This is a genomic window from Streptomyces sp. NPDC004721 (genome assembly GCF_053601495.1).
This window is the reverse complement of the sequence record NZ_JBSGBZ010000012.1, coordinates 157,205-183,205: the sequence shown is the minus strand read 5'-3', so window position 1 is coordinate 183,205 and position 26,001 is coordinate 157,205. Positions and strand designations below refer to the sequence as shown.

The following is a 26,001-nucleotide window of genomic DNA, read 5'->3' as shown; positions in this document are numbered from 1 at the left end:
CGTGCCGGAGCCGTCTCCGTACGCGCCTCCCGCCCGCCTCCGCCTCCGCCCGCCGCCGTGCCCGGGGCATCCTTGACCGGCTTTTGGGGTGATTACCTCTGCTACAGAGATAATCTGGCGGATGTGACCCCGGAGACCTTCCCCGAAGAGCTGGCCGACGCCCTTGTCGGCGTCCAGCGGCTGATCCGCCGCCGGCTGCGCGCCGGGATGACCGTGCCTCGGCTGCGCGGCGCCGAGAACGAGCTGCTGCGTCTGGTCGAGGGCCGCCCCGGCATAGGCGTCTCCGAGGCCGCCAAGGAACTGCACCTGGCGGGCAACTCCGTCTCGACACTGGTCAACCAGCTCGTCCGGGACGGTCAGTTGATCCGTGAGACGGACCCCGCCGACCGGCGGGCCGCGCGCCTGCTGCTGACGGAGGCCGCCAGGACCCGCCTGCGCGACTGGCGGGAGCGCCGCGCGGCACTCGTACGCCATCAGGTGGACCGGCTCGACGAGGCGGACCGGGACGCGCTGCGCGCGGCGATCCCCGCCCTGCGCAGACTGGCCGAGAACCTGCACGAGGAGGCCGATCGCCCATGACCCGGAACGCTGCCGCCGAGCCGGCCGACCACGCCGTCGCCTGCACCCGACTCGCCTACGCCTTCGGCGACACCAACGCCGTCGACGGCGTGGACCTGTCCGTGCGCCCGGGTGAGGTGTTCGGGCTGCTCGGCCCGAACGGCGCCGGGAAGACCACGGCGATCCGCTGCATCACCACCCTCCTGCCGGTCCCTGCCGGCATGGTCCGCGTCTTCGGCCACGACGCCGCCTCCGACCGCATGGCGGTACGCCGCCTGCTGGGCTACGTCCCGCAGCAGCTGTCCGCCGACGCCGCCCTCACCGGCCGGGAGAACGTCACCCTGTTCGCCCGCGTCTTCGACGTCCCGCGCCGCGAACGCGCCGACCGGGTCGCCCAGGCGCTGGCCGCGGTAGGTCTGGCCGACGCCGCCGACCGGCTGGCGAACACCTACTCCGGCGGCATGGTCCGCCGCCTCGAACTCGCCCAGGCCCTGGTCAGCTCACCCCGCCTGCTGATCCTCGACGAGCCGACGATCGGCCTGGACCCGATCGCCCGCACCGGGGTGTGGGAGCACATCGGCGTCGTCCGCGCCGCCACCGGCATGACGGTCCTGGTGACCACCCACTACATGGACGAGGCCGACACGTACTGCGACCGGGTCGCCCTGATGCACCGCGGCCGCATCCGGGCCCTCGGCACCCCGGCCGAGCTGCGCGAGGGGCTCGGCGAGCGCCTCCGCGCCCAGGGCGCCCCGGCCACGGACCCGCTGCCCACGCTGGAGGACGTCTTCCGCGACGTGGCCGGCAGCGGCCTCGACGACACCTCAGGAGGCTTCCGCGATGTCCGAAGCACCCGCCGCACCGCGCACCGCGTCGGCTGACGCCGTCAGCGCCGACGACATCGGGCTGCTGCTGCGGCCCCCGCAGCCCCGCGCCGGCTGGCGGCTGCTGCCCGACCGGGTCGTCGCCATGTGCGCGGTGGAGCTGCAGAAGCTCCGGCACGACCGCACCGAGCTGTACACCCGCGCGGTGCAGCCCGCCCTCTGGCTGCTGATCTTCGGTCAGACCTTCACCCGTATCAGGGCGATCCCCACCGGCGGCATCCCGTACATCGACTTCATGGCACCGGGCATCATCGCCCAGTCCGCCATGTTCATCGCGATCTTCTACGGCATCCAGATCATCTGGGAGCGCGACGCGGGCGTCCTCAACAAGCTCCTGGTCACTCCGACCCCGCGCTCCGCCCTGGTCACCGGCAAGGCGTTCGCGGCCGGGGTGAAGGCGCTGATCCAGGCGATCGTCGTGATCGTCATCGCCGCCCTGCTCGGCGTGGCGCTGACCTGGAACCCGCTGAAGCTGCTGGGCGTCGCCGCGGCCGTCGTCCTCGGCTCGGCGTTCTTCGCCTGCCTGTCGATGACCATCGCCGGCATCGTGCTCAGCCGCGACCGGCTGATGGGCATCGGGCAGGCGATCACGATGCCGCTGTTCTTCGGCTCCAACGCGCTCTACCCGGTCGCCGTCATGCCCGGCTGGCTCCAGGCCGTCAGCAAGGCCAACCCGCTCAGCTATCAGGTCGACGCCCTGCGCGGGCTGCTGCTCGGCACCCCCGCGCACCTCGCTACCGACTTCGTCGTCCTCGTGGTGGCCGCCGCGCTCGGCATCACCGCGGCCTCCACGCTGCTCGGCCGGCTGGCCCGCTGACGGCGCCCGGCGGACCACCGTCCGTGCCGCCCGTCGGAGTGATGTGCGGCACGCCGCGGAAGCCGCTTCGACGGCCCGCCGGCGAATTCCTCCTGCCCACGGCTTGATCAGCGATCAAAGACGGCGAATTCCCCGGCCACGCCGCATTCCGCGCATTTGACAGTGCGCTGAGCGCGCGGATAGGAAGCAGCTCTTGGAAGTCGAGAGGTGCATTGTGTACGAGCCGAACGTGGTCGGGGACTGGCAGGAGTACGAGGAGCATGCCGGTCTGCGCGTCCGCGTCCACCGCCTGGAGCGGTCGGAGCCGCCGCGGGGGCGCGACGAGGCCGCCGAGGGGCTGACGTACTTCCGCCTCCGCGTCACCGTGGAGAACCGCGGCACGCGGCGTTTCTGCGTCCACCTGGAGGACGGGCAGATCGACGTGCGGATCGGCCCCGACGGGGAGGGCGCGTTCGTCGACTGGCGCAACTCGCAGTTCGTCGAGGGCTTCGACGTCTATCCGCTGCGCCGGGTCACTGCGGTGCTGTACGCGGCGGGGCCGGAGGCCGCCCTGTCCCAGATCGACGCGCAGATCCAGCTGCGGGTCGACGACGAGTGGACCTCTCGCGCGCTGTGGACCGGCTGTGTCGACGGGCACGAGGAGCCCGCCGGGACCGGCACGCCCGCGGCCGGCGGTCAGGGCGGGCTGGCACACCAGATCAGCACCTTCCTGCGCGACCAGGCGGGACCGGGAACCGCGGGCTGATCCCGCCCGTTCCGTAGGCCGCCGGGCCCCGCCGGGCCCCGCCGGGCTCCGGTGCGCCCGCGTCGTCAGTGCGGGATGCCGTCGATGATCTCCCGGGCGCCCTGGCGGAGCAGGGCGACGGCGACCGATGTGCCGAGTGTGGCCGCGTCCAGCCGGCCCGCCCACTCGTGGGCGTTCAGCCGGGTCTTGCCGTCGGGGGTGAATACACAGGCCCGCAGCGAGAGTTCCCCAGCGCGGTCGACGTGCGCGTACCCGGCGATCGGGCTGTTGCAGTGGCCCTGGAGCACATGCAGGAACATGCGTTCCGCGGTGGCCGCGCGATACGTGCCGGCGTCGCCGAGCGTGCCGACCGCCTCGATGAGTGCGCCGTCGCCCTCCCGGCACTGCAGGGCGAGGATGCCCGCGCCGATCGGCGGCATCATCGCCTCCGGGGACAGCACCTCGCTGACGACGTCCGCACGTCCGATGCGCTCGAGTCCGGACACGGCGAGCAGGAGCGCGTCCGCCTCTCCCGCGGCGAGTTTCTCCAGCCGCCGGTTGGCGTTGCCGCGGAACGGCACGCACTCGAGGTGCGGGTGGGTGGCCGCGAGCTGGGCGATGCGGCGCACCGCGGACGTGCCGACGCGGGTGCCTGCCGGCAGCTCGTCCAGGGTGAGCCCGCCGGGGTGTACGAGGGCGTCGCGGACGTCGTCCCGCTTCAGGAACGCGGCGAACGTCGTACCGGACGGAAGCGGCCGGTCGGCGGGCACGTCCTTCAGGCAGTGCACCGCGAGGTCGGCCTCGCCGGCCAGCAGCGCGGCGTCGACCTCCTTGGTGAAGGCGCCCTTGCCCTCGACCTCGGACAGATCCCCCAGCCACTTGTCGCCGGTGGTTCGCACCGGGACCACCTCGGTGCGCACACCGGGGTACGCGGCGGCCAGTTCGGCGCGGACCCGTTCCACCTGGGCGAGTGCCATGGGGGAGTCGCGGGAGACGATACGGATCAGTTCGGGGACGGACATGCGGGACACAATAGACCTCGGCGCGGGCGCCCGGTGCCGCTGTCGGCCGCCGGCGTACGGTACTTGACGCCCCGTCACCTGCTCCAGGCCCGCGCTTCTCCCGGTCCGTCACCCCTCCGGGCCGTCGGGCAGGTCCACCACCGCGGCCTCCTCGGGAGTGAGGTCGGGGCGCAGCCGCAGCCAGGAGGGCTGGCGCAGCATCCCCGCCCGGGTACGCACGCTGTAGCGGACCTCGCCGACCAGGCGCGGCAGCACCCAGTGCGCCCCGCGCACCCCCGGTACGGGGTCGAAGGGGCACGCGTCGGTCGCCAGGACCGCGAGCAGCGCGGCGAGCTCGGACCGCTCCGCCTCGCTCCAGCCGGTGCCCACACTGCCGACGTAGCGCAGCCGCCCGCCCGCGCGCCGGCCCATCAGCACGGCGCCCGGAAGGCCCGTCAGCCGCCCCTTGCCGGGCAGCCAGCCGCCCACGAGGACGTCCTCGCTGCGCATGTTGCGGATCTTGATCCAGGCCCGGGAGCGCACCCCCGGTTCGTACACCGAGTCCAGCCGCTTGCACATCAGGCCCTCCAGGCCGTGCTCGCGGGTGGCGGCCAGGGCCTCGGCGCCGTGGCCGACGACCGCCGAGGGCGTCGACCAGTACGGACCCGTCAGGCCGAGGTCCTCCAGGCGCTCGCGGCGCCGGACGTAGGGAAGCGCGAGCAGCGGGCGCGCGCCCAGGTGCATCACGTCGAACAGGACGAGGTGGACGGGGACTTGGGCGGCCCTGCGTGCCGCCCGGCCGGGGGCGTGGGCCAGCCCCATGCGCCCCTGGAGCAACTGGAAGCTTGCCCGGCCCTGCTCGTCCAGCGCCAGAACCTCCCCGTCCAGGATCGCGGGCGTGGCGCCGAGCACCCGGCCGAGGGGCCGCAGTTCGGGGTAGGCGGCGGTGATGTCCTCACCGGAGCGGGCCCGCAGCAGCAGCCCGCCGTCACCGGGCAGATAGGCCACCACGCGCTGGCCGTCCTGCTTCGTCTCGTACGCCCAGCGCGCGTCCTGAGCGGCCGGCGGGAGCGGGCCGGGCGTGGCCAGCATGGGCGGGATCAGCGGCAGGGGCACAGCAGAGATGTCGACGAACCGACATGCCGCCACGCGCGTCGGGCGGCACTTTCCCCTGAACGGGTTCCGTGCGGCCGAAAGGGTTTCCCGCGGCGGCCTGTGCGCCGCGGGCCCGCCGCGGACGGGGGAGCGGAGGCCCTGTCGCCGGGGGCGGAAAACGCTGTCACGATCGGCGGAGGCCGTTACGACGACCATCGGAGCGCGCGGATGACGACGGACACGGGCACAGCGGGCGGGCGCGGGGCCGGCGGGATCGAGGTGAGGCCGGTCGCCGGGTACATCGGGGCCGAGATCACCGGAGTGGATCTGGCCGGAGGGTTCGACGACGCCGTGGCCGCGGAGATCCGTGCGGCGGTACTGCGCTGGAAGGTGGTGTTCTTCCGCGGGCAGCGGCTGGACCACGCCTCCCACGTGGCCCTCGCCCGCCGCTTCGGCGAGCCGGTGGTCCTGCGGCGTCGCGGTAGTGCGTCACCGCCGGACGTGCCCGAGGTGGAGACCACCGCGGACCGGCTGGAGCTGGGAGGGCGGTTCGGCATGGACCACGAGGAGTGGCTGCGGCGCCGCCGGCACACGCTGCTGCGCGGCTGGCACTGCGACCACGGTGCCCGCGTCGACCCGCCGGCCGCGACCATCCTGCGCGCCGAGTCCGTCCCGCCGTACGGCGGCGACACCACCTGGTCCAACCTGGCCGCCGCCTACGCCGGGCTGTCGGAGCCGGTGCGCGCCTTCGTCGACGGGCTGCGCGCCGAGCACCGGCTCGGGGTCGGCTACCAGCCGCGGCCCGGGGACGACGCGTACGTCCGCCACCTGATGGGCCATCAGATGGCGACTGTGCACCCGCTGGTACGCGTCCATCCCGAGACGGGAGAGCGGCTGCTGTTCGTCAACGGCTACTACGTCGAGCAGATCGAGGGCCTCTCCCGGGCGGAGAGCGCGGCGATCCTGGAGATGCTGCTGGAGCAGGCGGTCCGGCCCGAGTACACGGTCCGGTTCCGCTGGGAGCCGGGCAGCGTGGCCTTCTGGGACAACCGGGCCACCATCCACCTGGCACCCGGCGACAGCGCCCACCTCGGCTTCCCGCGGATCATGCACCGGGTGATGCTCGCCGGTGACGTACCGGTCGGAGCGGACGGCAAGCCGTCCGAGCCGGTCACCGGCAGTGAGCCGGGCCGCTGGTGACCGGTTCGGGCGCGGCCGTAACGCCGGCGGTCAGGTCAGGGGGATGGTGACCTCGTCCTCGACGGGCGGGGCGATCTCCTGGGCACGTCCGCCGGTCGCCGCGAAACAACGCAGCCGGACCGCCTCCCCGGTGACGTCCAGACGCAGGAACGACTTGAAGAACGGCGGGCTGTACGTCGCCGAACTCGGCGAGAACAGCTGGGTGTAGAGCTCGCGCACCGGAAGGCGGAAGCGGGCCCGGCGCTCCGGGCGGCGGCCGGCGCCGAGCAGGCTCGCCACCAGGCGGACGCGCCGGGTGACCCGTACCGGCGCGCCTCTGGGACGGACGGACGGCACGCCGAGCCGCTCGGCGACGACGGCCATCGCCTCGGCCTCGCTGAGCGTGAGGAAGCGGCGCAGCCGCAGCCGGCGGGCGTACACCCTGCTGTAGAAGGCCAGGGAGTCGCCGCGCAGCGGATAGCAGCGGAAGTCCGACTCGGTGACGTTCGCGACGGACACGCGCGGGATGGTGTGGGTGGCGTGCATGAACGCGCCCCCGCCGCCGGAGACGACGTACTGGACGGTGCGGCCGTCCACGTCCACCGGATAGCGCTGGTAGTTGTGGATGTCGCCGCCGATCGCCGCCACATAGCGGTGGGCCGGGTCGCGCACGATGTCGTCGACGGTGCCGCCGCCCTCGATGGGGCAGGGATGGTGCTCGCCGTCCACGTACAGCGGTGATCCAGTGAGGAGGATCTTCGGGCGGGGCCCTCGCGAGACCTCCCGCAGCCAGGCGCCCTGCTCGGCGTCGATCGTGCCGAGCAGACCGGTGTCGATACCGACGATCCGCAGCGGACCCGCGTCGATCGCCCAGTACGGGCCCGGCTGGACGGCCTGTTGACCCGGTTGCGACCTCAACTTCCGGGCCTCGGCGAAGTCTTGCTCGTCCACCGGGCGCGGCCGGTGCCACAGCAGCGCACGCCACCAGGCACGGCCGAGCGGCCGGGGCCTCGGCTCGGGCGGCAGCGGCGGGGCGTCGTCGCAGAAGACGCGCATGAAACCGCCGAGGTCCTCGTACCAGTCGTGGTTCCCCGGTATCGCGTAGATCGGCGCCGGATAGTCCTGGTACGGGCGGAAGAACTTGGTGCCGTAGTCGTCGGTGCTCCCGACGGGATAGATCACGTCACTGGTGATCACGGCGAACGACGTTTCCCGACCGGCCTGCAGAAGGCCGGGTACGACGGCGTACTGCGAGTCGTCGCCCGCGCCGGTGTCCCCGATGACCAGGAAGGAGAAACGGTCCCCCTCCGGTCGCCGTATCACCTTGTCCGCCGGGGCGCCGGCCGTCGTCCGCTGCGCCACCCAGCGGCCCCGGGTGCGGCCCGTGGGGTCCCCGAACCAGGAGGCGACCACCCCGTTGCGGGCGGCCCACAGGACGCGCGGGTCGAGCCAGGACAGCTTCCGCACCCTGGCGGGGAGTAACTGCCGGTACGTTCCGGGTTCGACGCCCGTCCAGCCGGCGCCTTCGACGGTATCGCGTGAGGAGTCAGACACGCGGTGCACCGTAACAATGATCATGCCCTGCGTACGAGAGGGGTCCGGCGATCGAGCGCCGGACCCCTCCGTGGTCAACTCGGTTGCTAGTCCAGGGGATCGAGGGTGAGGTGGGCCTGCTGCGGATTGCCGTCGTGGACCAGGGACTCCTGGTTGCCGACGTCGTCGAAGGCGAACGCGTAGGCCTTGGAGTCGGCTCAATCAAGGCCTGTGGTGCGGCACGCCCCGGGCACCTCGCGGCGGTGGCGGACGCCGGTCACCGCCGGCCGCCCGCCCAGCGCGCAGCGCTCCCTATTCGAACCGCGAGGTGTCGCCCGCTCCCCGCCGTACGATCTCCGCCTCGCCGCCGGAGAAGTCGACGACCGTGGTCGGCTCGGTGCCGCAGTCGCCGGAGTCGACCACCGCGTCCAGCACGTGGTCGAGCCGGTCCTTGATCTCCCAGCCCTGCGTCATCGGCTCCTCCTCGTCGGGCAGCAGCAGCGTGCTGGACAGCAGCGGCTCGCCGAGTTCCGTGAGCAGGGCCTGGGTGACGACGTGATCGGGGATGCGCACCCCGACGGTCTTCTTCTTGGGATGCTGCAACATGCGCGGCACCTCCCTCGTGGCGGGGAGGATGAAGGTGTAACTGCCGGGCGTGGACGCCTTGATGGCACGGAAGACGTCGTTGTCGATCCGCACGAACTGGCCGAGCTGCGCGAAGTCCTGGCACATCAGGGTGAAGTGGTGCCGGTCGTCCAGCTGCCGGATCGTCCGGATCCGCTCGATGCCGTCCCGGCTGCCCAGCCGGCAGCCCAGGGCGTAGCACGAGTCGGTCGGATACGCGATCAGCGCGTCGTCGCGCACGCTGTCCGCGACCTGACGGATCGCACGCGGCTGCGGATTGTCGGGGTGCACGTCGAAATACTTCGCCATTCGCCGAGCTTATGCCGAACCCCACCCGCCACGACGCAGGCCCCTGTCAACGGCCCCTGCGCGCCGCCCCACCGCTCCGCGCCCCACCCGCACCCGACAACGCTCCGGCCGCAGGTCCCGCCCGCGCCCGCCCGGTCAACACCGCGCCACCGGCGCCCCTTGCACGGAGGCGCCAGTGCCGCCCGCTCCGCACTGTGCCGCTCGCGCGGGCTGCGGGGGTGCATCGGCGAGCCTGAGCTGCCAGTCGCGCCTCGTCACGTCGCACCGTGCAGACGGTGATTGGCTGCCGCGCCTCCGGCGCCCCGGCGCTCGCACCGCGCCAAGTCGGCGGGCCGCCGTCCACCCTGTGCACTGCCGCCGGCGCTGCGGTGTCAGCGGCGGCTGTGCCCATTGCGCGGCGCCGCTCGCGCGGGTTGCGCGGGTTGCGCGGGCTGCGCCGTTGGGGGCAGAGCTGTCCGCACCGCACCGCGGGTGCTGAGCTGCCCGCGTATCGGCGCCTTGGCGCTCGCGTCGTGCCGAGCTGCGCCGCGTCACCGGTCGCGCCGCGTCACGCCGTGCCGAGCGCCCGCTGTGACGCGCTGTTGATGTTGTGCCGTTGGCGCCGGCCGCGCGTCTGCGCGGCGGAGCCTGCGCCGAGCGGTCTGTGCTGTCTGCACGGCACTGCACTGGGCGCTGTGCCGTCCGCGCGGTCGGCGCCGGCGGGCTGAGCTGTCCGCTCCGTGCCGTGCGCGCCGCACCGAGCCGCGTTGCTCCGTCCGCGCCGCACCACCGGAGCTGGGCTACCCGCGTACCGGCGCTCGCATCTCGCCCAACCGCCCTGTGTCACCGGCTGCGGTGACGTGCCGTTGGTGGCGCCTGCGCCGAGCGGTCTGTGCTGTCTGCATGGCACCGCTCTGCGCGCTGTGCCGCCCGCGCGGGCCGCGGAGGCGGCGCCGGCCGGGTTGGGCTCTCCGTGCCGCAGCCCGCACTGCACCGCGTTGCTGTGCGTGCTACGCCGCTCGCGCGGGTGGTGTCCCATCACGTGGTGTAGCCGATCAAGCATGCGGAACGCCCAGGTCGCTGCCCTGATCGCCGTTGCCGCACGGCCTATTGGGGCTTACGCCGTCGCGACCGGCGACACCTGCCGGGCACCCCATGGCCGAACACGCCAGTCGGGCCCAGGACCGGAAGCGATGGATCATGATCGGCTACACCACGACCGGGGACGCGACCCTCGCGCGGGTTGGGCCGCGCCGGTGGGCTGAGCCGCCCCCACCGTGCCACGCGCCCGAGCCGTGCCCGGCGCCTGCCCGCCTCATGCCCGGAGCCTGCCCGTCTCGCGCCCGGCACCTCGGCGTCCCGCCAGACTCCCGGTGTCCCGCCAAGTTCCAGGCGCCCCCCCCGAGCTGCCCCGTGCCGGCGGAGTCGTACCCGCTTCGAATTCGTAGGCGTACTTCCTGGGAACGGGGGAAGCAGCGTTCTCGTGTCGCTCGGGAGCTGTCCCCCCGGCCTCGGGCGCGCGGCTTCGCCGGTTGTTCACCACCCCCCCGTGAACCGCCGGCGAAGCCGCCCTCCTGACCGTTCGTCCGGTCGTGCGGCGTGCCCGGGGCCGGAGTGAAGGGGCACTGCCTGGTAACGTCCAAGATCGGAAACGCCGAGGTCAAGGCCACGGACAGGCGACGGATGAGGAGAGGGCCGACATGGCCGGGCGAGAGGACGGGACCGCCGGAGCCCCGGGACGGGACGACCGGGCGTCCTGGGCCGAGGGACTCCTCGACCAGTTGCGACCGACCGGACGGGACGCGCGCAAGGTCGTCGCCTGGCTCGCCGCGTCCGTGCACGGGACCGGCTGCCTCCTGGACGGCACCGGCACCTTGCTCGCAGGGGAGCCGTTGGCCCTGGACGAGGACCTGGTCGAGGACGTCGTCGCCGGCCGGTTCGCCTCCGCCGCGCTGGAAGACCGGGGACACCACGTCCGCCTGGTGCGCGTGGGAGGCCCGCATCCGCAGTCGGCCCGGGTCCTGGCCGTCTCCCGTGCCGAGCCCTTCGACCGGCAGGCCGCCGAGATGGTCACCCACACCGCCGGAGTGCTCGAACTGCTGCTGCGGGCCCACGAGTCGACCGTCGCCGGGCACCGGCTCGAAAAGGCGACGGCGGCCCTGCGACTGGCGATCCTGCAACTGCTGATGGTGGAGGACACCGTCTCGGCCCGCCGGGTGGCCGCGGGCCTGTGGCCCGGACTGCTCGACACGGACGCCGCCTGGGTCTACGTCGTCGAAACCCACCGCGAAGGACGCGACCGGCTGGCCGCCGAGTGCCTGGACACCACCGGGGAACGAGCCCTGGTGGTGCTCTGCCCGGCGGTGGACGAGCACGTGATCGTGCTCGCGCCGCTCGAGACCGACGGCCGCAACCTGCGTTCGCTGGTCGGCGCGCGGCCGCGCACCTTCCTCGGCGGCAGCACCCGGCACGGCCTGGCCCGGACCGCCACCGCGTACGGGCAGGCCGTGAGCGCCCTCGCGGTCGCCCGGTTCCGTCCGGAAGGGGCCGCCGTGTACGCCGAGCGCAGCCACCCCGAGCGCCTGATGGACCCCGAAGCGCTGCGCGCCTGGTCCGCCCGGCTGCTGCGGCCGCTGGACACGCTGGCGCACCACACGCGCGCCGAACTGCTCGCCACCACCCGGCTGGGCCTGGAGTTCACCGCCGTGAGCGCGGCGAAGGTCCTCGGGGTGAGCCGCAACACGGTACGGGCCCGTATGGAGCGGGTGGAGGGACTGGTCGGCGCGGACTTCGGCAGGCTGACCGACCGGGCCGCCGTCCACCTCGCCCTGAACACCCAGGCCGGCCTGGACCACCAGCCGGCCGTCGGCCCGGCGCCGTGGACGGGCGCGGTACGCCTCGGCGACCTGCTGACCGGACCCGCCCTGCGCACCTGGGCACGCGAGCTCCTCGGCCGCCTTGCGGCGGACGCGCGGGACCTGCGCGGCACCCTGCGTACCTGGATCACCGCCGGCGGAAACGCCGAGCGCGCCGCGCAACTGCTCGGCGTGCACGCGCAGACCGTCCGCGAGCACGTCCGCGGGGTGGAGCCCGTCCTGGAACGCCAGCTCCTCGCCGCCGGCAGCGATCTGTACGAGGTCGTCCTGGCCCATGTGGCGGTGGGCGACCTCGAACCGCCCGCCCTCGGCGCGGAGTGAAGCGGGCATTCCGGACTCACTTGTGCACGGTTGAGCCCTCCACCGGGCCGAAGGGGCATCGGCGCGGTACCCAACGGCTGCCCCGTACACATAGGTTCGACGAGCCGCGGACACGGGACCGGAACGGGGGACCGGTCCCGTGCCGTCGGACGCCTGGGCGCAGGTCAGCGCACCGCACGGCGCCCGGACACGGCGAACTCCGCGCCGCGGGCCGCCCCCAGCAGTCCTGGGGGCGGTCCGCCACCGAGCAGTGCGCCCCGACGCCGCGGGAGCGCCCGGCACTCAGCCGTCCAGTCGCACCGGCACCTCCTGCCAGCCGAAGGCGATGAAGGACGGCACCTGGCGTTCCAGAACGTAACCGGCGTACTCGGCCTCGCCCTCGGCCTCGCCCTCGGCCGCCTGGTCGCCGCCCTCCATCATCTTGCCCAGCGGTGCCCGTGCCGCGGGTCCGGCCCCGGCGTGCGCGGCCACCGGGTCGGCGGCGCCGCGGGCCGCCGCCGTCGCGGACTGCAGACCGCCGAGCACGGCAGCGCCGCCGCTGCGGTGCGGCACGCGCCCTGCACGGTGCTGGTGATGGCGGCCACCCGCTCCGCCGAGGCCTGCGAGAGTCACGTAACTCAGGCCTCAGCCTCAATCAGGCCTCAGATCACTCGGGTTGAGGGCAGGACCACCTCGACGGCCTCCGCCGGTGTCGCCACCTCGACCGGTCCGTGGATCCCACCGGTGGCGGACGGCGCGTCCGGCAGGGCCCAGCTCTCCAGCAGCGCGACCGGCTTGCCCGCCCGCAGGGCCAGCGCCACCTCGCTGAGCGTGCCCCAGCCGCCGCCCACCGCGACGAGGGCGTCGCAGGTGTTCACGAGCAGCCCGTTGCGCAGCTCGCCCAGGCCGGTCGCCACCGCGAGGCTCAGGTGCGGGTTCCCCGCGGCCCGGTCCCGGCCCGGCAGCAGGCCGACGACCGTACCGCCCGCCGACGTCACGCCCTGCGCGCACGCCTCCATGACCCCACCCAGGCCCCCGCACACCACGACCGCTCCCTGCCGGGTCAGCAGCACACCCACCTGCCGAGCGAGTTCCGCCTCCCGCGCAGAGGCCTCTCCGGGCCCGGCGACGGCTACACAGGGACGCATACGCCCATGGAACGGCCCTCGAACCCCTTCGGCAAGGCAGGCGCCGGCCACGCGGCGAAGAGGGCGCGCCGAGCTGGAGGACTTCCTCCACCCCTACCTGGCCAACCGGGGCATCCTGCTCACCCCGTTCCACACCATGGCGCTGATGTGCCCCGACACCACCGAGCAGGACGTCGACGCGCACACCGAGATCTTCGGCGCCGCCCTGGCCGAACTGCACGGCTGACGGCAGGGCCTACGCTGGGGCGATCCGGCCGGAGAAGGAGAGCGACGCACGTGGACGAGATCGACCGGGCCATCCTGCGCGAGTTGCAGACCGACGGGCGTATCGCGTACGCGGACCTCGGCCCCAAGGTCGGTCTGTCCGCGTCGGCCGCCCGCCAGCGGCTCCAGCGGCTGCTGGACTCCAAGACCGTCCAGGTGGTCGGCGTGACCGATCCGATGGCCATGGGCGGACAGGCCATGGCGCTGCTCGGCATCGGCGTGGACGGCGACCCGCGGGCGGTCGCCGACGAACTGGCCGGGCGCCCCGAGGTGGTCTACTCGGTGCTGACCTCCGGCGGCTTCGACCTGTTCGCCGAGGTGGTCGCGCCCGGCCCGAGGGACCTGCTGGACTTCGTCAACGACGTGGTCCGTCCCATCGAGGGCGTCCGGCAGGTGCAGTCGTTCCCGTACTTCGGCATCCACACCCACCGGTTCCTGTGGGACGTGGGCTGACCGGCCCGCCCCCGGCCGGGGTCAGCGACCCTCCGGCGGATGGGGCGCGAGCACGAGCATCGTCACGTCGTCGCTGAGGGTGCCGCAGTGCGCGAGGAGGTCGGCCATGACGTGGTCGGCGAGTTCGGCCGGGTCGACGGCGGCCAGCCGGGGCAGCCGGTCCAGCAGGGGGTAGAACTCACCGGCCGCGTCCCTGGCCTCGGTGACACCGTCGGAGGCGAGGAACAGCACATCACCGCGGCGCAGAGGCAGGACATGCCCGCCGCGCCGCGGGACGCCGTCGGGCAGGCCGAGACCCAGGGGTGTCCACGGCACGAGGCCGACCTCCTCGGCGTGCCCGTCGCGCAGCAGCACCGGCGGGGGATGGCCGCAGGTCACCAGCCGCACCGACCGCGCGTCCCCGTCGAACTCCAGCAGCACGGCCGTCGCGAACAGCTCCGCGTGCCGCACCTCCTGCGAATCCACCACAAGCCGGCGGTCCAGGGCGGCGGCCACCCCCGGCAGATCCGTCCGGTCGAGCACCGCCTCCCGGAAGCTGCCGAGCAGCGCGGCGACGGTGGACACGGCGGCCAGGCCGTGCCCCTGCACATCCCCCATGACCGCCCGCACCCCCTCAGGCCCCCGGCGCACGTCGAAGAAGTCCCCGCCGACCAGCGTGCCGCGCTGCGCGGCCCGGTACAGGCCAGCGCACCGCACCGGACCGACCTGCTCGGGAAGCGGCGGGACGACCGCACGCTGCGCGGCCTCCGCGACCGTGCGCTCCAGATCCAGCTGCGCGTCCCGGCGGCTGCGCACATAGGACAGGAACACGCTCAGCACGGCGACGAAGGTGACGGTCTCCAGGTCGGTGTTGCCCGGCCGGTTCAGATGGAAGGCCGGCACGCTCAGCAGGGTCACCACCGTGGAGCCCAGCAGCGCGGTCGCCACCGGCCCGTACGACAGCACGGCCAGCGGCGGTATCGCGCCCAGGAGGAAGCCGATGTCGAGCGGGTTCGGACTCAGCAGCGTGACCGCGCACACGAAGACGACCAGGACGACCGGCAGCGCACGTACCCAGCGGGGCGGCGGGGCGCCGCGCAGCCAGCCGCGCCGGTGCGGGTCCCGACGCCGGACCGGGGCAGGCAGCTTCACCACATGACCACGCTGCTACGCCGGATCCGGTACCGCACGTCGGAAACCCCGGCCCGCCAGGGGATCAGTCGGGATCGCGCGCCAACTCGGCCTCCGCCGCCGCGAGTATCTCGGTGACCCGCAGGCCGAACGCGGCGTCGCACGGATGCGGGCGCCCGGTGCGTGCGGCGGCGAGCAGCGCGTCCGTCGCCCGGCCGTAGGCGGCGACGGCGTCCTCGGAGCTCTCCGGGAGCAGGGTCACTCCGGCCTCGCCCCGTAGCTCCACGGTGGCCCCGGCCGCCGCCGGGGGAGCGGTCAGGCTCAGGGTGAGGGTGCTGGACGCGCCGCCCACGTGGTCGAGGACCGCGTGCACCGTGTCCCCGGGGCCGTGCGCGGCGGCCGTCACGCGCTGTACGTCGCCGAGGACCGGCAGCAGCACCGACAGCGCGTGCGGGCCGACGTCCCACAGCGCGCCCTTCTCCCGCCGCCACGGCGAGGCGGCGAACGGGCTGTCGCCGGTGAACACGGCGCTCAGCCACTGCGCGCGTGCCGTGAACCAGTCCCCCCGGGCCGCCTGCTCGGCGATCCAGGCCTCCGGTTCGGGCTGGAAGCGGGCGGTGAAGAAGACCACCGAGGCCACGCCGGTCTCCCGGACGGCCCCGACCACCGCGCGGCCCTGCTCCACCGTCGCGGCGAGCGGCTTGTCGAGCAGCAGATGGCAGTGGGCCCGCGCGGCCCGCACCGCGAGGCCGGCCTGCACGTGCGGGGGCAGCGCGACGGCGACCGCGTCCACCTCAGCCAGCAGGGCGTCCAGGTCGTCGTAGGCGTGCGTACCGTGTCGTTCGGCAAGATCCTTGGCGGCGGCCGTGCGTCGCCCCCATACGCCGGCGAAGTCCAGCTCGCCGTGTCCGCTCAGGGCGGGAGCGTGGACCATCCGTGCCCAGGGGCCGGTGCCGAGCAGTCCGATGCGCATACCGGTGCCTCTCCACTGTGCCGGACAGGGTGACCGCCGGCCGTACGGGCCGGTCGTCACCGAGCGTGTCACAGGACCCGGGTGCCGGAGCAAGCCCGCGGACGAAAGCGGGCACGGATCGGGCCCGGCGGACGCGGCCCGGCGTACGCTCGCCGGGCCGGGGCGCACGCCGGCTCAGGCGGCCCGGCGTCGCTCGGCGGCGGCCGGGCCCGGTGCGGGCGCGGCCGGGCCGGCAGCGGCCCCGGTGCGGCGGCGGCCACCCGGGAGCAGCCGCAGATGTGCGCGGCGCCCGGCATGGCGGCCCCGGGCCGGAGCCGGATCCAGCATCCGCTCCTCCACCCGGGCCATGACCGCCAGCAGCACGGACACGAGCGGCAGCAGCAGAACAGCGACGAAGACCATGACACCCCCTTGTCCGACAGAGGATCCGGGTGCTCCGTACCGCGCGGATGATGAGTGCCGCCCGGTGAAGAATTCGTGAGGATCGGGACAGACCGTGATGCCGTCACGGGCCGTCGTTCGTCCCCGGGCTGGTTTGGGAAGACGTGGCCTCCCTAGGATGTACTCTCAGTCGGACCGGCCCAGTTGGCGCGGTGGAAACGGCGAATCTGGGGGACTGATGCCTGCGGAGAACCAGCTGTCCACGAACATCGACGAGAACGTGCCGACGGCTGCGCGTATGTACGACCACTACCTGGGTGGCAAGGACAACTACGCGGCCGACCGGTCCGCGTGCGAGGAACTCGACAAGGTCGTCCCCAGCACCCGTCGGCTCGCCCTGAACAACAGGCGCTTCCTGCAACGGGCCGTCCGCACGCTCGCCGAGGAGCACGGGATCCGGCAGTTCCTCGACCACGGCTCCGGTCTGCCCACCCAGGACAACGTGCACCAGGTCGCCCAGCGCGTCGACCCCGAGTCGCACGTGGTGTACGTGGACAACGACCCGATGGTGCTGGTCCACGGCCGGGCCCTGTTGCAGCAGGACGAGCGCACCGCGGTCATCCACGCAGACCTGCGGCAGACCGACGAGATCTTCTCGCACGCCGAGACCCAGCGCCTGATCGACTTCTCGCAGCCGGTGGCCGTGCTGTTCAACTCGGTCTTCCACTGCATCCCGGACAGTGACACCGACGGCCCGAACGCCGTGGTGGAGCGCGTACGGGAACGGCTCGCGCCCGGCAGCATCATGCTCATGTGCCAGCTGGTCAGCGAGGATCCCGAGGTGCGGGCCTTCGTCACCGACTTCATGGACAAGGTCACGCAGGGCCACTGGGGCCGGGTGCGCCAGGAGAAGGACGTCGCCGAATGGTTCGAGGGCCTGGAGCTTCTCGAGCCGGGTCTGGTGGAGGTGTCCACCTGGCGGCCGGACACCGAGGTGGCTCCCCGTCAACTCACCCATGAGTGGGTGGAGTTCGGCGGCCTAGGCCTGATCCGCTAGCGGACGGGCGTACGGCGGCACCGACACGAACGACGACGCCCCGTCCAGGACCCGGACACCGGGTTGTGGACGGGGCGTTCGCCTTGACCGGGTCTCGCCTCGGGCGGATCGCCTTCGGGCTAGGAGGCGGACGCGTAACGGTCGTTGGCCGTCTTGCGCAGTAGTGCCAGGGACTCCTGCGGCGTGAGCGCCTCGTCGGCCAGCCGGTCCAGGGCGATCCGGTACTCCTCCGTCTCGTCGCGGTCCTCGAGGAAGTTGGCGCTTCTGATGTGCTCGAGGTAGACGACGTCGGGCAGGTCGAGGCCGCCGAACCGCAGATACGTGATCGGGATGGCGGGCGCGGACGCGTTCGTCACGTCCAACGGAACGATCTGCACGGTCACGTTGGGGCGCTGCGCCATGGTGACGAGCTGGTCGAGCTGCTCGCGCATGACCTCGCGGCTGCCCAGAACACGCAGCAGGACCGATTCGTCAAGGACCGCCCACACCTGCGGCGCGTCCTGCCGCAGCAGCAACTGGGCTCGTCGCATGCGCAGTTCGACGCGTCTCTGCACCTCGTTCGCCGAGGCGGTCGGCAGGCCCCGCTCCACCACGGCCCGGGTGTACGCCGCGGTCTGGAGCAGACCGGGAACGTACTGGATCTCGAAGGTGCGGATCGCGGCGGCCGCCTCCTGGAGGCCGACCAGCCGGTCGAACCACTCGGGCATCAGCCGCTTGTCGTAGCGCTGCCACCAGCCGGGCTCGCCCGCCCGTCGCAGCAGCCTGAGCAGGACCGAGGACTCGTACTCGTCGGTGCCGTACAGCTTCAGCAGGGCGCGGACGTCGCCCTCGGCCGGAGGGCGGCGTCCCTTGCCCGATTCGATGCGCGAGAGCTTCGCGGCGCTGAACCCGAGTTCGCGCGCCGACTGCTCCTGGGACAGGCCCGCGTCCTCGCGGAAGCCCGCCAGCTGGACACCGACCAGCATCTTCAGCAGAGTCGGGGCCGGCTCGGGCCGGTCCAGATAGGGTTCGAGGCGGGAGATGCGATGTGGCTCGGCGGACATCCTGACTCCCAGTAGACCGGGCAGACTGAAAAGTCACCGTACCGCACCGTCCGGCTGCGGAGCGCACTCGCCGGGGGAAGTCGGCAAGTTCGTTCCGCTTCACAGCAGATGGTCGAACTCGCCCTCCTTGGCGCCGGCCAGGAACGCCGCCACCTCCGCGGGGGTGTAGACCAGCGCGGGGCCATCGGGGTCACGGGAGTTGCGCAGCGCGATGTCACCGCCGACCAGAGTGGCGACTTCCACGCAGTTGCCTTCGGCGTTGCTGTGCCGGCTCTTCATCCAGCGGGCGTCCAACGAACTGGCCCGCACTCCGTTCCGCACTGGTGGCACCGCGGTCTCCTTGCTGTTCACGTTCGCACGTCCGCACGCACTTTCACGAGAAATTTCGCGTGCAATTGCACGCGGACGCTTTCAGCGTGGATAATAGCCGGGGCGTCAACCCCTTGTGGACGCCGTTCGGTGACGTCGCATCAGGGAGATGCCGTGCCCTCACCAGTGAGTCGAGAGCTCGAAGTGCCGGGCGCGGCCGCCGTGATCGCGCCGTGGGCGGAGGGGACCCACGGCGCGCTCGCGGCCGCAGCGCTGCGAATCGACTGCGGACGGGAGGGATTCGCCCTGGCCCGCGCCTTCACGCGCGAGACCTTGGGCAGATGGTCGGTCGACCACCGCGCCGACGACGCCGCCGTCATCGTCACCGAACTCGCGGCCAACGCGGCGACGCACGCGGTGCCGTACGCCCCGCCCGGCGACAGGGCCGTGTGGCTCGGACTCGCCGTCGACGCCGCACAGTTGATCATCACGGTCTCCGACCCCTGCGCCGGCCGGCCCATACGCCGCAGTCCGGAGGGCTTCAGCCTGCTGGAGCACGGCCGGGGCCTGTGCATCGTCGACGCTCTGGCCGAGGAATGGGGCTGGACCCCGAGGCCCCCGGCGGGCAAGTCGGTCTGGGTGAAGCTGTCGACGCGTCCGCCCCGCTGAACCGCCGTTCCCCATAGGACCGCCGCCGGAAAGGACGACGCCATGCGCACCGTACCGACGGAGCAGCCCGGCACTCGGCGCGCCGACCGCGCGACCCCGTTGTCGGCCCTGGGGCAGGTGCCCTGGAGCGACATCAGGGACTCCACCGGCTCCGCGGCCGCCGTCCCCCTGCTGCTTTACAAGGTGGCCTCGCGCGACGCCCGCACCGCCCGTGCCGCGCTGGACGATCTGCGCGGACGGATCTGCCAGTACGGCTTCGTGGTCGAGCAGGCCACCGCCGCCGCGGTCCCCTTCCTCTGGGAGCTCGCCCAACTCCGGGGCGTGACCTGCCGTCCGCAGATCATCCAGCTGCTCCGGAGCATCGCCGGTGCCCGGCAGTGGGAGAGCGTCGCCGCGGTCTACCCCAAGCTCCTCAACCACCGGGAGAACCCGGTGGTCTGGGAGCGCAGGGCGCGGCAGGCTGTGCGCTCCCGGCGCGGCGCGCTGCCGGCGCTGCTGGCCGACCGCGATCGCGAGCTCGCCGCGGCCACGGCGGAGCTCGCCGACGCGCTCTCCGACTGAGCGCCGACCCCGGGACCTCCGGGCGGCCCCGACCGCCTGGACCCACTGCGCGGATTCGGCCACCAGCGCGAAGAATCACTCGCTGGGTGGGCCCGTGGCCGCAGGTCGTCCGCCCCGAGGGGCTCATAGCGGCGTGTTCTCCTGTTCGCCTCCTGCGTGGCGCTCACCCAGTCATGGCCGTGGGGCCGAAAAGCACCTATATTGCGGATACCTCTGCCGGGTCGTGCGGCGCCCTGCTGCCGCAGACGGGAGCTGCCCGGGAAATGTGCGGCCGAGTGTTCAGCGGAGGTTCCGGTGAGCGTTGTCCGAACGATCGAGAACTGGCGCGAGCGCGGGGCGTGCCGCTTCGAGGATCCCGAGCTGTTCTTCCCGCTCGGGGAAAGTGGTCCGTCCATGCGTCAGATAGAACAGGCCCGCGCTGTGTGCCACCGGTGTCCGGTGCTGCGCGAGTGCCGGGCCTGGGCTTTGCGCAACAGCGAGTACGACGGTGTCTGGGGAGGCATGACCGCCGGGGAGCGTCGCGCCGCGGCGCGACGCAGGTCCGGGGACCGCGGCCGGTAGAGCCGGCGGCGCCCTGGTGGGCGAGCGGTGGCCGTGCCACCGGAAACCGACTGAATTCGGTCAAACTTATGCCCGCGAGTCGCTCGCCGTGCATGGCACGGCGTGCCGCGGGCATACGGAGCAAAAATCGAGAGAGGGGCGCTCCGTGCTGGTTCCGGACCCGAAGGTCGTCAGGACGTTGCTGACTCGGTACGCATCGCTGAAGATCGCTCAGGCGGAGAGGGAGCGGGCCGAGACGGCCCGGGAGCTGGAGGACGTCAGCTACACCTTGTGCGTCATGATGGGGGCCACCGGCATCCACGAGGCCATCGGCAAGGCGGACGCCCTGCTGCTCGCCCCCGGGCGAGCGGCGGACACGGACGTGAGCACCGACCCCGACGGGGACGGCGCCCTGCCCCTGGCGGTCTGATCCCGTGGCAGACGTACGGGCGCTCCCCTGGCACGGCGTGCCGCGCTCAAGGAGCTGCCGTACGCCTGCCGTTGGCGTGTTCGCGCTCCCGTGGGCCGGGGCAGGCCAGCCACTCGGCGATGGTCCGGGCGATCGGCTGGCCGGTCTCCACCTCGACGAACCCGAACTGGCCGGACTGGTTGCACTCGAGGAACCACCACGTGCCGTCGGCGTCCTCAGCGAAGTCGAAGGCACCGTAGGCCAGTTCGGCCTGCCGCAGATAGGCGCGCACTGCCGCGGCCACGCGCGGCGGGACCTCGGCCGGCCGCCACTGTGTCCCGGACGTGGCGAACCGGACGTCCACCTCCTGGGGGTCGGCGTCCGCCGGGGTCGCCTTGCGGGCGGCCAGCAGCGTGTCGCCGACCGCGGTCAGCCGGATGTCGGCGCGCTTGGCGATCCTGTGTTGCAGCAGGGTCGGGCCGTAGGCCACCGCGCCGAAGTCCGCGTCCGGGGCGACGCGGCTGGTCGGCACCGCCCTCGGCGGCTCCTGCGGATGCGCGCCGGAGACCGGCTTGACCACCAGGTCCGGGAACCGCTCGGCGAACTCCCGGGCTGCGTGCGGGAAGGTGGTGATGAGCGTGGCCGGCACCGGCAGGCCGCTGCGCTGGGCGAGCCGCAGCTGCCAGGGCTTGTGCCGGGCCCGCTCGGCCGCGTCCGGATGGTTCATCCAGCGGGCTCCGCAGCCGCGCAGCATTCCGTACAGCGCCTGTGCCGCCTCCTCGGTGAGCCACGCGGACGGCTGGGTCGCCCGGGCCGCCGGAGCTCCGGGTCTGCGCACCCAGACCGAGCACAGGCGGCTCACGCTCACCAGCCGTCCGCCCGTCGACAGATGGCCGGTGAAGGAGTCGTGGACGTACTCGCCCGACAGGGCGGCGCCCGCGGTCAGATCGGCCGGATCCATCCGGACCACCGGAGTCGAGGAGGCGTTCAGGTGCATCACCACCATGTCCGCCGTCACGTCCTCCTCGCCGGTGAGGATCAGTACGGTCATCTCCGCGGCCGTGTTCAGTCGTCGAAGTGCGTCTTGGAGCCCGCCGTGGAGGTCGTGGTGCCCAGCTCTCTCAGCAGCGCGTGGTCGGATGCGGCGATCCGCCCGTCCATGAGAACGTTCAACTGCAGCCCGGAGTCGTAGGCGTACGGCGTGGCGGCGTCCCGTTCCACTGCCGGACGAGCGTAGTTGAGCGCGAACGGTTGCATCGTCTCTCCCCTGTCGGTGCAGCCGCGACCAAGCGGTGGTGCTGCTTGTGGCGTCGCCTGGCCCGCTGACTTCGTTTCGGGTTCCCGAGACTTATACGAATCGAACGAGTGAATGGTTTCCTTACGGAGCGTAGTCCTTGGCGTCCGGCTGTCCACGACGCCCGAAAAGTCCGGGTCGCCGCACCAGGGCGGGCAGCTGGTCCCCGCCGGCGGCGTGCAGTGAGCGCAGGGCCAGGAGCAGGACGCCGATGTCGTCGAGGTAGACCGGGTCGGGCAACAGGTCCGTGGGCAGGACGAGATAGAGGACGGCACCCCAGAAGACCCAGCGCGGCCCCGTCGGAAGGCCGGCGCGGCGCAGCTCCCGCCGGGTGCGCACCAGACGCCTGAGTAGTACGACGGCCATGGCCAGCACGGCGGCCAAGGCCAGCGCGACGGCCGCGATGACGGCGGCCATGAGCAGCACCTTCGCGGTGGAGTCCACGGTTCGTGCCCTTCCTCGTCGTGCCGCTCACCGGCGCATCTCCCTGTCTGATGCCCGGTTGCGGCGCTTCCATGACCGGATGTCACCCCGCTGCGTCGTCCCGGTGGCGCGCCGCGCGGCACCCCGCTTGTAATGGCGGGGTAAAGGCGTGTCGCGCTTCGGGGGTGCAGGAGCGGCCGCACCCCTGCCATGGAGCCCAGCATGACCACCCGCTCTTCACCATCCCAGACGAACCAGGCCGTCATCGACTTCACCGACGAGTTCCACTGGTCCGGGCCGCCCGGCGGCATGGCGGGACGCGGCGACGGCGAGTGCGCGGTCGGCGATCCGGTCGGCGGCCTCGTCCGTGCCGCGGTCGACGACCGGCCCCTGGAGGAGGTCCTCCGGCTCGTCACCCTGCTGGAGGGATCGCCCGAGCACGCCGAGGCGGTCCGGCACGCTCTGCGAGCCGTCGCCCTGGACCGACCCGTGGAGGACGTCGCCCGACTGGTCGCCGAGTTGACCCGGCCGCCGCGGCCGGCCGACAGCGCCGACGACACGATCCGTGCCGCGGTCGGCGGCCGTTGCGTCGCGGACGTCACCCGGCTGATGGTGCTGCTGCACCGGCCGCCGCAACTGCCGCACTGCGGCCGGGCGGCGATCCGCGCGGCCGCCGCGGGCCGTACGGTCGAGGACCTCGTGGAGCTGATCGGGCGGCTGGCCCGGGAGCGGTACGAGGAGCCGTACGACGAACCTGGTGCGACGCCCGGCGTGGCCGCGGGCCAGGAGCAGAAGGCCGAGGGCGAGTCCGGCGAGCGGCTCGTACGGCCCGTCTTCTGGCCCAGTTGGATCGCCGCGGCGGCCCTCGTGGTGTGCGGCGCGGCCTACTTCCCGCTGCGCTGGCAGGGCGTTCCCCTGATCGTGTGCCTCCTCGCCCTCACCGTGTCGGGGCTGTGCGGACTGCTGGCCCTGCTGCTGGCCCTGCGCGCCGGGGTGGCGGCCCTGGTGGCGGGAGCGATCGTCCCGGCGGCGCTGGCCGGAGTCGGCTACGTCGAAGGCAGGTTCGCCCCGGTGCAGGTCTCCCGTGCCCTGGCGATCACCGTGGCACCACCGCTGAGCGCCGGACTCACCGCGGTCTGCGCGTCGCTGGCCAGTCTGGCCGCGCTCTCGCTGCTGCTCATGGTGCAGGCGGCCGAGCGACATCCGCCGCCCCGGTCGGCCGGACTGAGCTCACGGGCCGTCAACCCGCCTGTTCCGTGAACCGGTTGCCCGGTGCCGGGAGGGCTCGTTCGGAAACGAACACCCGTGGCCTCGCGGACGGCGCCGCCCGCGAGGGAGTCGCCTGGCCGCGGCGCGTCCGGGCGGCCTCCCGGACGTGCTGCCGCGCGGACCGCGTGTCCGCGCCGCGGCGCCCGGCTGTCCGGGCACCCGTGCCGCCGTGAACCGGGCTCAGTCCCCGGTCCGCGGCTTCGAGCCTCCGGCCGGTGGGGACGTGCCGGCGTCCCCACCGGCCGGAGATCCGCCCTCGTCGTCGGAGGCCGCACCGTCCATCGGCCGCCGCGCGGACGTGCCCGGGCGCAGCGACAGGGCGGTGCCCTTCAGGCGTTCCAGTCCGCGTGCCAGCTGCTGGAAGGGGGACCCCGCGGCCGTACGGGCCTGCCTCCTGGCGGGCAGCGTGCCCTCGGCCTCCGACTCCCGGTACACGGCGAGGGCCTCGTGGGCGCGTTCGGCGGCCTCCCGGTACAGGTCCCGGGACTTCGTCATCGCCTCCAGGGCCTCGGAGTACATGGTCACGAGCTCGCGCGCCCGGGCGAGTTCTTCTTCGAGGGTCAGTAGCTGCCACTCCTCGCGCAGCGCGGTGAGGGCCCGGTCGGCGCCGTTCGGCAGGGGCCTGGGCAGCGCGGCGAAACGGTTGACGGCGTCGATGACTTCGGTGGGTTCCGTGCCGTCCAGGAAGACGCTGCGCACCGAGAAGTCCCGCACGTCGTAGCCGGGTGGCGCCGGACTGCCCGGCAGGACCAGGGCGCCGCCGCGGGGCAACCGGACGTCGAAGTCGTCCAGCACCCAGTTCACGGCCCTGAACCGGTGCGGCGCGGCCCGGTGCTCCACCACCCGGTGCCGCAGGCCCTCGGGCAGGACCCGCACCACCGCCGCCCGGCCGCGCTCGTCGGGCGTCATGGCCTCGTGGACGACGACGTGCAGGGTCCAGGTGTCCCGCGCCGCGTGCCGCAGGACCCGCCTGAGGTCCTTGTCGTCGTCCGGGAGGGGAGTGACCTCCCCGAGCCGCAGCCCGGTGACGGCCTCGTACTCCCAGTCGGCGCCGGGCCCCTGCGGCCAGAACATGGTCGCGGGGGAGGGCCATCGCGGGTCCCACGGCTGCTCCGCCTCCGCCATCAGCACCCACTCGCGCCCCTGTCCGGAACCGGAACCGGAGCCGGCGAGGGGCGACAGGGCGAGCCGGGCCCGTACGGTCACCTCGCCGGGCACCAGCCAGCGGGCCTCGAAGACCTTCTCGCCGCCGGGGCCGGTGTGCTCCGGTTCGAGGTGGTCGTGGATGACGCCGTCGGCCTTGAGCTGCTTCAGGCGGCGCCGCACGACGTCCTCCGCGGCGGGTCCGGTGTGGCGGCCGCGGGCCGGCCACACGGTGGGCGGGCTCGCGGGGCGGGGGGAGGGAGAGTTCGACATGAGCCAATCTGAGAGCGGGGACGGCGGTTGCGTTCAGTATCGCCAAGCCGGATCATGCCGGGTCGCGCGGGGTCGGTGTCCGTCCCGCCACGGCGGCGGCGCCGGGCACCCACGGCCGTGCGCGTGCCGTGGCGGGACGTTCTCCGTGGTCAGCCGGTCCGGGCGGAGGCCCGGCCGGCCCCGGTCGGCCGGTCGGTGACGTCCACGGCGAGTCCCCGGAGGGCGGCGGCACGGCGTTGACGCGGGCGCTGAAGCCAGGAACTCCGGCAGGGCCGACGCCCTCCTGCCGCGGGGCCCCGTTCGTCCGGCCACGGTCCGTCACCTCCCCCTGCGACGCGTTACCCCGTGCCGCCTTCCCCATTCGGAGCATGTCACGCCCTGTGAGGCTGACAGTCCTACTGCATTCGGCGGTGAAACGATGTTCTGCGGCGCCCGGGACCCTCACCGTGGGAGCGCCCGTGTTCTTCGAGCGACAGGAGTTCTCCATGAGGATCAGAATGACGGCTGCCGCGGCCCTGGCCGGTGCGGCCCTGATGACGTGCGCGGGAACCGCCGCGGCCGACGCCGGCGCGACCGGTACCGCCAGCAACAGCCCCGGGGTGCTCTCCGGCAACGTCATCCAGGTCCCCCTCGACCTCGGCCTCAACCTGTGCGGCAACTCGGTCAACCTGATCGGCCTGCTCAACCCCACCGCCGGGAACGCGTGCGCGAACAGCTAGGGCGACCCCTGGCGGGGCGGTGCGCGTCCGGCGCACCGCTTCCCGTGAAGCGGAACGAGCCGTGCCCGGCCAGGGGCACGGCTC

At 73.2% G+C, this 26,001-nt stretch carries 29 protein-coding genes and 2 pseudogenes; 14 read left to right on the top strand and 17 right to left on the bottom strand.

What is annotated here, in order from left to right:
- The first annotated feature begins 123 nt into the window (after positions 1-123).
- The 4 genes from ACWEK3_RS14230 to ACWEK3_RS14215 all read left to right on the top strand — a co-directional run bounded on the left by ACWEK3_RS14230 (position 124) and on the right by ACWEK3_RS14215 (position 3,004).
- A complete protein-coding gene (locus ACWEK3_RS14230; protein ID WP_450537775.1) occupies positions 124-579 on the top strand; it encodes a MarR family winged helix-turn-helix transcriptional regulator in 456 nt (151 codons plus the stop codon).
- Complete coding sequence (locus ACWEK3_RS14225; RefSeq protein WP_450537776.1) at positions 576-1,439, top strand: ATP-binding cassette domain-containing protein; 864 nt, start codon at positions 576-578, stop codon at positions 1,437-1,439. Before ACWEK3_RS14230 ends, ACWEK3_RS14225 begins: the two co-directional genes overlap by 4 nt.
- Entirely contained in the window at positions 1,399-2,259 is an 861-nt protein-coding gene (locus tag ACWEK3_RS14220; RefSeq protein ID WP_450537777.1) for an ABC transporter permease, read from the top strand. The genes ACWEK3_RS14225 and ACWEK3_RS14220 overlap by 41 nt, the downstream gene beginning before the upstream one ends.
- Positions 2,260-2,473: 214 nt before the next feature.
- Positions 2,474-3,004 carry a hypothetical protein gene (locus tag ACWEK3_RS14215; RefSeq protein WP_390724872.1) on the top strand — a complete coding sequence of 177 codons (531 nt, stop codon included), beginning with the start codon at positions 2,474-2,476 and terminating at the stop codon, positions 3,002-3,004.
- Between the two features lie 65 nt (positions 3,005-3,069).
- On the opposite strand, the gene hemC is transcribed toward ACWEK3_RS14215, so the two are convergent.
- A complete protein-coding gene (hemC, locus tag ACWEK3_RS14210; protein ID WP_450537778.1) occupies positions 3,070-4,005 on the bottom strand; it encodes a hydroxymethylbilane synthase in 936 nt (311 codons plus the stop codon).
- 108 nt (positions 4,006-4,113) lie between these two features.
- Positions 4,114-5,100, bottom strand: a complete 987-nt coding sequence (locus ACWEK3_RS14205; protein WP_453249766.1) for an ATP-dependent DNA ligase — start codon at positions 5,098-5,100, stop codon at positions 4,114-4,116.
- Positions 5,101-5,307: 207 nt separating this feature from the next.
- On the opposite strand from ACWEK3_RS14205, the gene ACWEK3_RS14200 reads away from it, so the two are divergent.
- A complete protein-coding gene (locus ACWEK3_RS14200; protein ID WP_453249765.1) occupies positions 5,308-6,279 on the top strand; it encodes a TauD/TfdA dioxygenase family protein in 972 nt (323 codons plus the stop codon).
- A 30-nt stretch (positions 6,280-6,309) separates the two neighbouring features.
- Here ACWEK3_RS14200 and ACWEK3_RS14195 read toward each other — a convergent pair whose 3' ends face one another.
- The 3 genes and pseudogenes from ACWEK3_RS14195 to ACWEK3_RS14185 form a co-directional block, all read right to left on the bottom strand.
- Complete coding sequence (locus ACWEK3_RS14195; protein WP_453249764.1) at positions 6,310-7,812, bottom strand: metallophosphoesterase family protein; 1,503 nt, start codon at positions 7,810-7,812, stop codon at positions 6,310-6,312.
- Between the two features lie 86 nt (positions 7,813-7,898).
- A pseudogene (locus ACWEK3_RS14190) lies at positions 7,899-8,009 on the bottom strand (beta-1,3-glucanase family protein); the annotation flags it as partial.
- A gap of 94 nt (positions 8,010-8,103) precedes the next feature.
- Positions 8,104-8,724 carry an L-threonylcarbamoyladenylate synthase gene (locus tag ACWEK3_RS14185; protein WP_361413663.1) on the bottom strand — a complete coding sequence of 207 codons (621 nt, stop codon included), beginning with the start codon at positions 8,722-8,724 and terminating at the stop codon, positions 8,104-8,106.
- A 1,679-nt stretch (positions 8,725-10,403) separates the two neighbouring features.
- On the opposite strand from ACWEK3_RS14185, the gene ACWEK3_RS14180 reads away from it, so the two are divergent.
- Positions 10,404-11,900, top strand: coding sequence for a helix-turn-helix domain-containing protein (locus ACWEK3_RS14180; RefSeq protein ID WP_453249763.1), 1,497 nt, complete (start codon positions 10,404-10,406; stop codon positions 11,898-11,900).
- A gap of 282 nt (positions 11,901-12,182) precedes the next feature.
- On the opposite strand, the gene ACWEK3_RS14175 is transcribed toward ACWEK3_RS14180, so the two are convergent.
- The 3 genes and pseudogenes from ACWEK3_RS14175 to ACWEK3_RS14165 form a co-directional block, all read right to left on the bottom strand.
- A complete protein-coding gene (locus tag ACWEK3_RS14175; protein WP_450537783.1) occupies positions 12,183-12,452 on the bottom strand; it encodes a hypothetical protein in 270 nt (89 codons plus the stop codon).
- Positions 12,431-12,508, bottom strand: a pseudogene (locus ACWEK3_RS14170) (roadblock/LC7 domain-containing protein); the annotation flags it as partial. The gene ACWEK3_RS14175 and the pseudogene ACWEK3_RS14170, both read right to left, overlap by 22 nt.
- 33 nt (positions 12,509-12,541) lie before the next feature.
- Entirely contained in the window at positions 12,542-13,027 is a 486-nt protein-coding gene (locus ACWEK3_RS14165) for a TIGR00725 family protein (RefSeq protein ID WP_450537784.1), read from the bottom strand.
- A 276-nt stretch (positions 13,028-13,303) separates the two neighbouring features.
- Here ACWEK3_RS14165 and ACWEK3_RS14160 point away from each other — a divergent pair, with 276 nt between their 5' ends.
- Positions 13,304-13,744 carry an Lrp/AsnC family transcriptional regulator gene (locus ACWEK3_RS14160; RefSeq protein WP_361413686.1) on the top strand — a complete coding sequence of 147 codons (441 nt, stop codon included), beginning with the start codon at positions 13,304-13,306 and terminating at the stop codon, positions 13,742-13,744.
- A 21-nt stretch (positions 13,745-13,765) separates the two neighbouring features.
- Here ACWEK3_RS14160 and ACWEK3_RS14155 read toward each other — a convergent pair whose 3' ends face one another.
- From ACWEK3_RS14155 to ACWEK3_RS14145, 3 genes are all read right to left on the bottom strand, one after another.
- The gene (locus ACWEK3_RS14155) at positions 13,766-14,878 is read right to left on the bottom strand and encodes a PP2C family protein-serine/threonine phosphatase (RefSeq protein ID WP_453249762.1); all 1,113 of its coding nucleotides are present in this window, start codon (positions 14,876-14,878) and stop codon (positions 13,766-13,768) included.
- A 61-nt stretch (positions 14,879-14,939) separates the two neighbouring features.
- Positions 14,940-15,827 (bottom strand): Gfo/Idh/MocA family protein, encoded by an 888-nt coding sequence (locus tag ACWEK3_RS14150; RefSeq protein ID WP_450537785.1) that lies wholly within the window; start codon positions 15,825-15,827, stop codon positions 14,940-14,942.
- A gap of 174 nt (positions 15,828-16,001) precedes the next feature.
- Entirely contained in the window at positions 16,002-16,229 is a 228-nt protein-coding gene (locus tag ACWEK3_RS14145) for a hypothetical protein (protein ID WP_453068165.1), read from the bottom strand.
- 217 nt (positions 16,230-16,446) lie between these two features.
- Between ACWEK3_RS14145 and ACWEK3_RS14140 the strand changes: the two genes are divergently transcribed.
- Positions 16,447-17,265, top strand: coding sequence for an SAM-dependent methyltransferase (locus ACWEK3_RS14140; protein ID WP_453249761.1), 819 nt, complete (start codon positions 16,447-16,449; stop codon positions 17,263-17,265).
- A gap of 119 nt (positions 17,266-17,384) precedes the next feature.
- Here the strand turns inward: ACWEK3_RS14140 and ACWEK3_RS14135 are convergent, their stop codons facing one another.
- Complete coding sequence (locus ACWEK3_RS14135; RefSeq protein WP_450537788.1) at positions 17,385-18,308, bottom strand: helix-turn-helix domain-containing protein; 924 nt, start codon at positions 18,306-18,308, stop codon at positions 17,385-17,387.
- A gap of 99 nt (positions 18,309-18,407) precedes the next feature.
- Positions 18,408-18,638, bottom strand: coding sequence for a DUF397 domain-containing protein (locus ACWEK3_RS14130; RefSeq protein WP_141364546.1), 231 nt, complete (start codon positions 18,636-18,638; stop codon positions 18,408-18,410).
- Between the two features lie 153 nt (positions 18,639-18,791).
- Here ACWEK3_RS14130 and ACWEK3_RS14125 point away from each other — a divergent pair, with 153 nt between their 5' ends.
- The 4 genes from ACWEK3_RS14125 (at position 18,792) to ACWEK3_RS14110 (ending at position 20,817) form a co-directional block, all read left to right on the top strand.
- On the top strand, positions 18,792-19,286 hold the full coding sequence (locus tag ACWEK3_RS14125; protein WP_450537789.1) for an ATP-binding protein: 495 nt from the start codon (positions 18,792-18,794) through the stop codon (positions 19,284-19,286).
- A gap of 42 nt (positions 19,287-19,328) precedes the next feature.
- On the top strand, positions 19,329-19,847 hold the full coding sequence (locus tag ACWEK3_RS14120; RefSeq protein WP_450537790.1) for a hypothetical protein: 519 nt from the start codon (positions 19,329-19,331) through the stop codon (positions 19,845-19,847).
- Positions 19,848-20,159: 312 nt separating this feature from the next.
- The gene (locus ACWEK3_RS14115; protein WP_450537892.1) at positions 20,160-20,408 is read left to right on the top strand and encodes a WhiB family transcriptional regulator; all 249 of its coding nucleotides are present in this window, start codon (positions 20,160-20,162) and stop codon (positions 20,406-20,408) included.
- A gap of 145 nt (positions 20,409-20,553) precedes the next feature.
- On the top strand, positions 20,554-20,817 hold the full coding sequence (locus ACWEK3_RS14110) for a DUF5133 domain-containing protein (protein ID WP_376404406.1): 264 nt from the start codon (positions 20,554-20,556) through the stop codon (positions 20,815-20,817).
- A 46-nt stretch (positions 20,818-20,863) separates the two neighbouring features.
- Here ACWEK3_RS14110 and tgmB read toward each other — a convergent pair whose 3' ends face one another.
- The 3 genes from tgmB to ACWEK3_RS14095 form a co-directional block, all read right to left on the bottom strand.
- Positions 20,864-21,847 (bottom strand): ATP-grasp ribosomal peptide maturase, encoded by a 984-nt coding sequence (tgmB, locus tag ACWEK3_RS14105; RefSeq protein ID WP_450537791.1) that lies wholly within the window; start codon positions 21,845-21,847, stop codon positions 20,864-20,866.
- 14 nt (positions 21,848-21,861) lie between these two features.
- On the bottom strand, positions 21,862-22,053 hold the full coding sequence (tgmA, locus tag ACWEK3_RS14100; protein WP_141364557.1) for a putative ATP-grasp-modified RiPP: 192 nt from the start codon (positions 22,051-22,053) through the stop codon (positions 21,862-21,864).
- Between the two features lie 121 nt (positions 22,054-22,174).
- Positions 22,175-22,534: a YkvA family protein gene (locus ACWEK3_RS14095; RefSeq protein WP_361413711.1), complete on the bottom strand. Its 360-nt coding sequence runs from the start codon at positions 22,532-22,534 to the stop codon at positions 22,175-22,177.
- 201 nt (positions 22,535-22,735) lie between these two features.
- Between ACWEK3_RS14095 and ACWEK3_RS14090 the strand changes: the two genes are divergently transcribed.
- Positions 22,736-23,773: a hypothetical protein gene (locus ACWEK3_RS14090; RefSeq protein ID WP_450537792.1), complete on the top strand. Its 1,038-nt coding sequence runs from the start codon at positions 22,736-22,738 to the stop codon at positions 23,771-23,773.
- 189 nt (positions 23,774-23,962) lie between these two features.
- Here ACWEK3_RS14090 and ACWEK3_RS14085 read toward each other — a convergent pair whose 3' ends face one another.
- Positions 23,963-25,198 carry a hypothetical protein gene (locus ACWEK3_RS14085; protein WP_453249760.1) on the bottom strand — a complete coding sequence of 412 codons (1,236 nt, stop codon included), beginning with the start codon at positions 25,196-25,198 and terminating at the stop codon, positions 23,963-23,965.
- 485 nt (positions 25,199-25,683) lie between these two features.
- Here ACWEK3_RS14085 and ACWEK3_RS14080 point away from each other — a divergent pair, with 485 nt between their 5' ends.
- The gene (locus ACWEK3_RS14080) at positions 25,684-25,917 is read left to right on the top strand and encodes a chaplin (RefSeq protein ID WP_376404398.1); all 234 of its coding nucleotides are present in this window, start codon (positions 25,684-25,686) and stop codon (positions 25,915-25,917) included.
- Positions 25,918-26,001: the final 84 nt, after the last annotated feature.

Excerpts from the sequence above, each read along its gene's own strand:
- ACWEK3_RS14220 (WP_450537777.1), top strand. The coding sequence starts at position 1,399 with ATGTCCGAAGCACCCGCCGCACCGCGCACCGCGTCGGCTGACGCCGTC.
- ACWEK3_RS14180 (WP_453249763.1), top strand. The coding sequence starts at position 10,404 with ATGGCCGGGCGAGAGGACGGGACCGCCGGAGCCCCGGGACGGGACGAC.
- ACWEK3_RS14140 (WP_453249761.1), top strand. The coding sequence starts at position 16,447 with ATGCCTGCGGAGAACCAGCTGTCCACGAACATCGACGAGAACGTGCCG.
- hemC (WP_450537778.1), bottom strand. The coding sequence starts at position 4,005 with ATGTCCGTCCCCGAACTGATCCGTATCGTCTCCCGCGACTCCCCCATG.
- ACWEK3_RS14135 (WP_450537788.1), bottom strand. The coding sequence starts at position 18,308 with ATGTCCGCCGAGCCACATCGCATCTCCCGCCTCGAACCCTATCTGGAC.
- ACWEK3_RS14120 (WP_450537790.1), top strand. The coding sequence starts at position 19,329 with ATGCGCACCGTACCGACGGAGCAGCCCGGCACTCGGCGCGCCGACCGC.
- ACWEK3_RS14200 (WP_453249765.1), top strand. The coding sequence starts at position 5,308 with ATGACGACGGACACGGGCACAGCGGGCGGGCGCGGGGCCGGCGGGATC.
- ACWEK3_RS14185 (WP_361413663.1), bottom strand. The coding sequence starts at position 8,724 with ATGGCGAAGTATTTCGACGTGCACCCCGACAATCCGCAGCCGCGTGCG.
- ACWEK3_RS14145 (WP_453068165.1), bottom strand. The coding sequence starts at position 16,229 with ATGGTCTTCGTCGCTGTTCTGCTGCTGCCGCTCGTGTCCGTGCTGCTG.
- ACWEK3_RS14090 (WP_450537792.1), top strand. The coding sequence starts at position 22,736 with ATGACCACCCGCTCTTCACCATCCCAGACGAACCAGGCCGTCATCGAC.
- ACWEK3_RS14165 (WP_450537784.1), bottom strand. The coding sequence starts at position 13,027 with ATGCGTCCCTGTGTAGCCGTCGCCGGGCCCGGAGAGGCCTCTGCGCGG.
- ACWEK3_RS14085 (WP_453249760.1), bottom strand. The coding sequence starts at position 25,198 with ATGTCGAACTCTCCCTCCCCCCGCCCCGCGAGCCCGCCCACCGTGTGG.
- tgmB (WP_450537791.1), bottom strand. The coding sequence starts at position 21,847 with ATGACCGTACTGATCCTCACCGGCGAGGAGGACGTGACGGCGGACATG.
- tgmA (WP_141364557.1), bottom strand. The coding sequence starts at position 22,053 with ATGCAACCGTTCGCGCTCAACTACGCTCGTCCGGCAGTGGAACGGGAC.
- ACWEK3_RS14225 (WP_450537776.1), top strand. The coding sequence starts at position 576 with ATGACCCGGAACGCTGCCGCCGAGCCGGCCGACCACGCCGTCGCCTGC.
- ACWEK3_RS14150 (WP_450537785.1), bottom strand. The coding sequence starts at position 15,827 with ATGCGCATCGGACTGCTCGGCACCGGCCCCTGGGCACGGATGGTCCAC.
- ACWEK3_RS14080 (WP_376404398.1), top strand. The coding sequence starts at position 25,684 with ATGAGGATCAGAATGACGGCTGCCGCGGCCCTGGCCGGTGCGGCCCTG.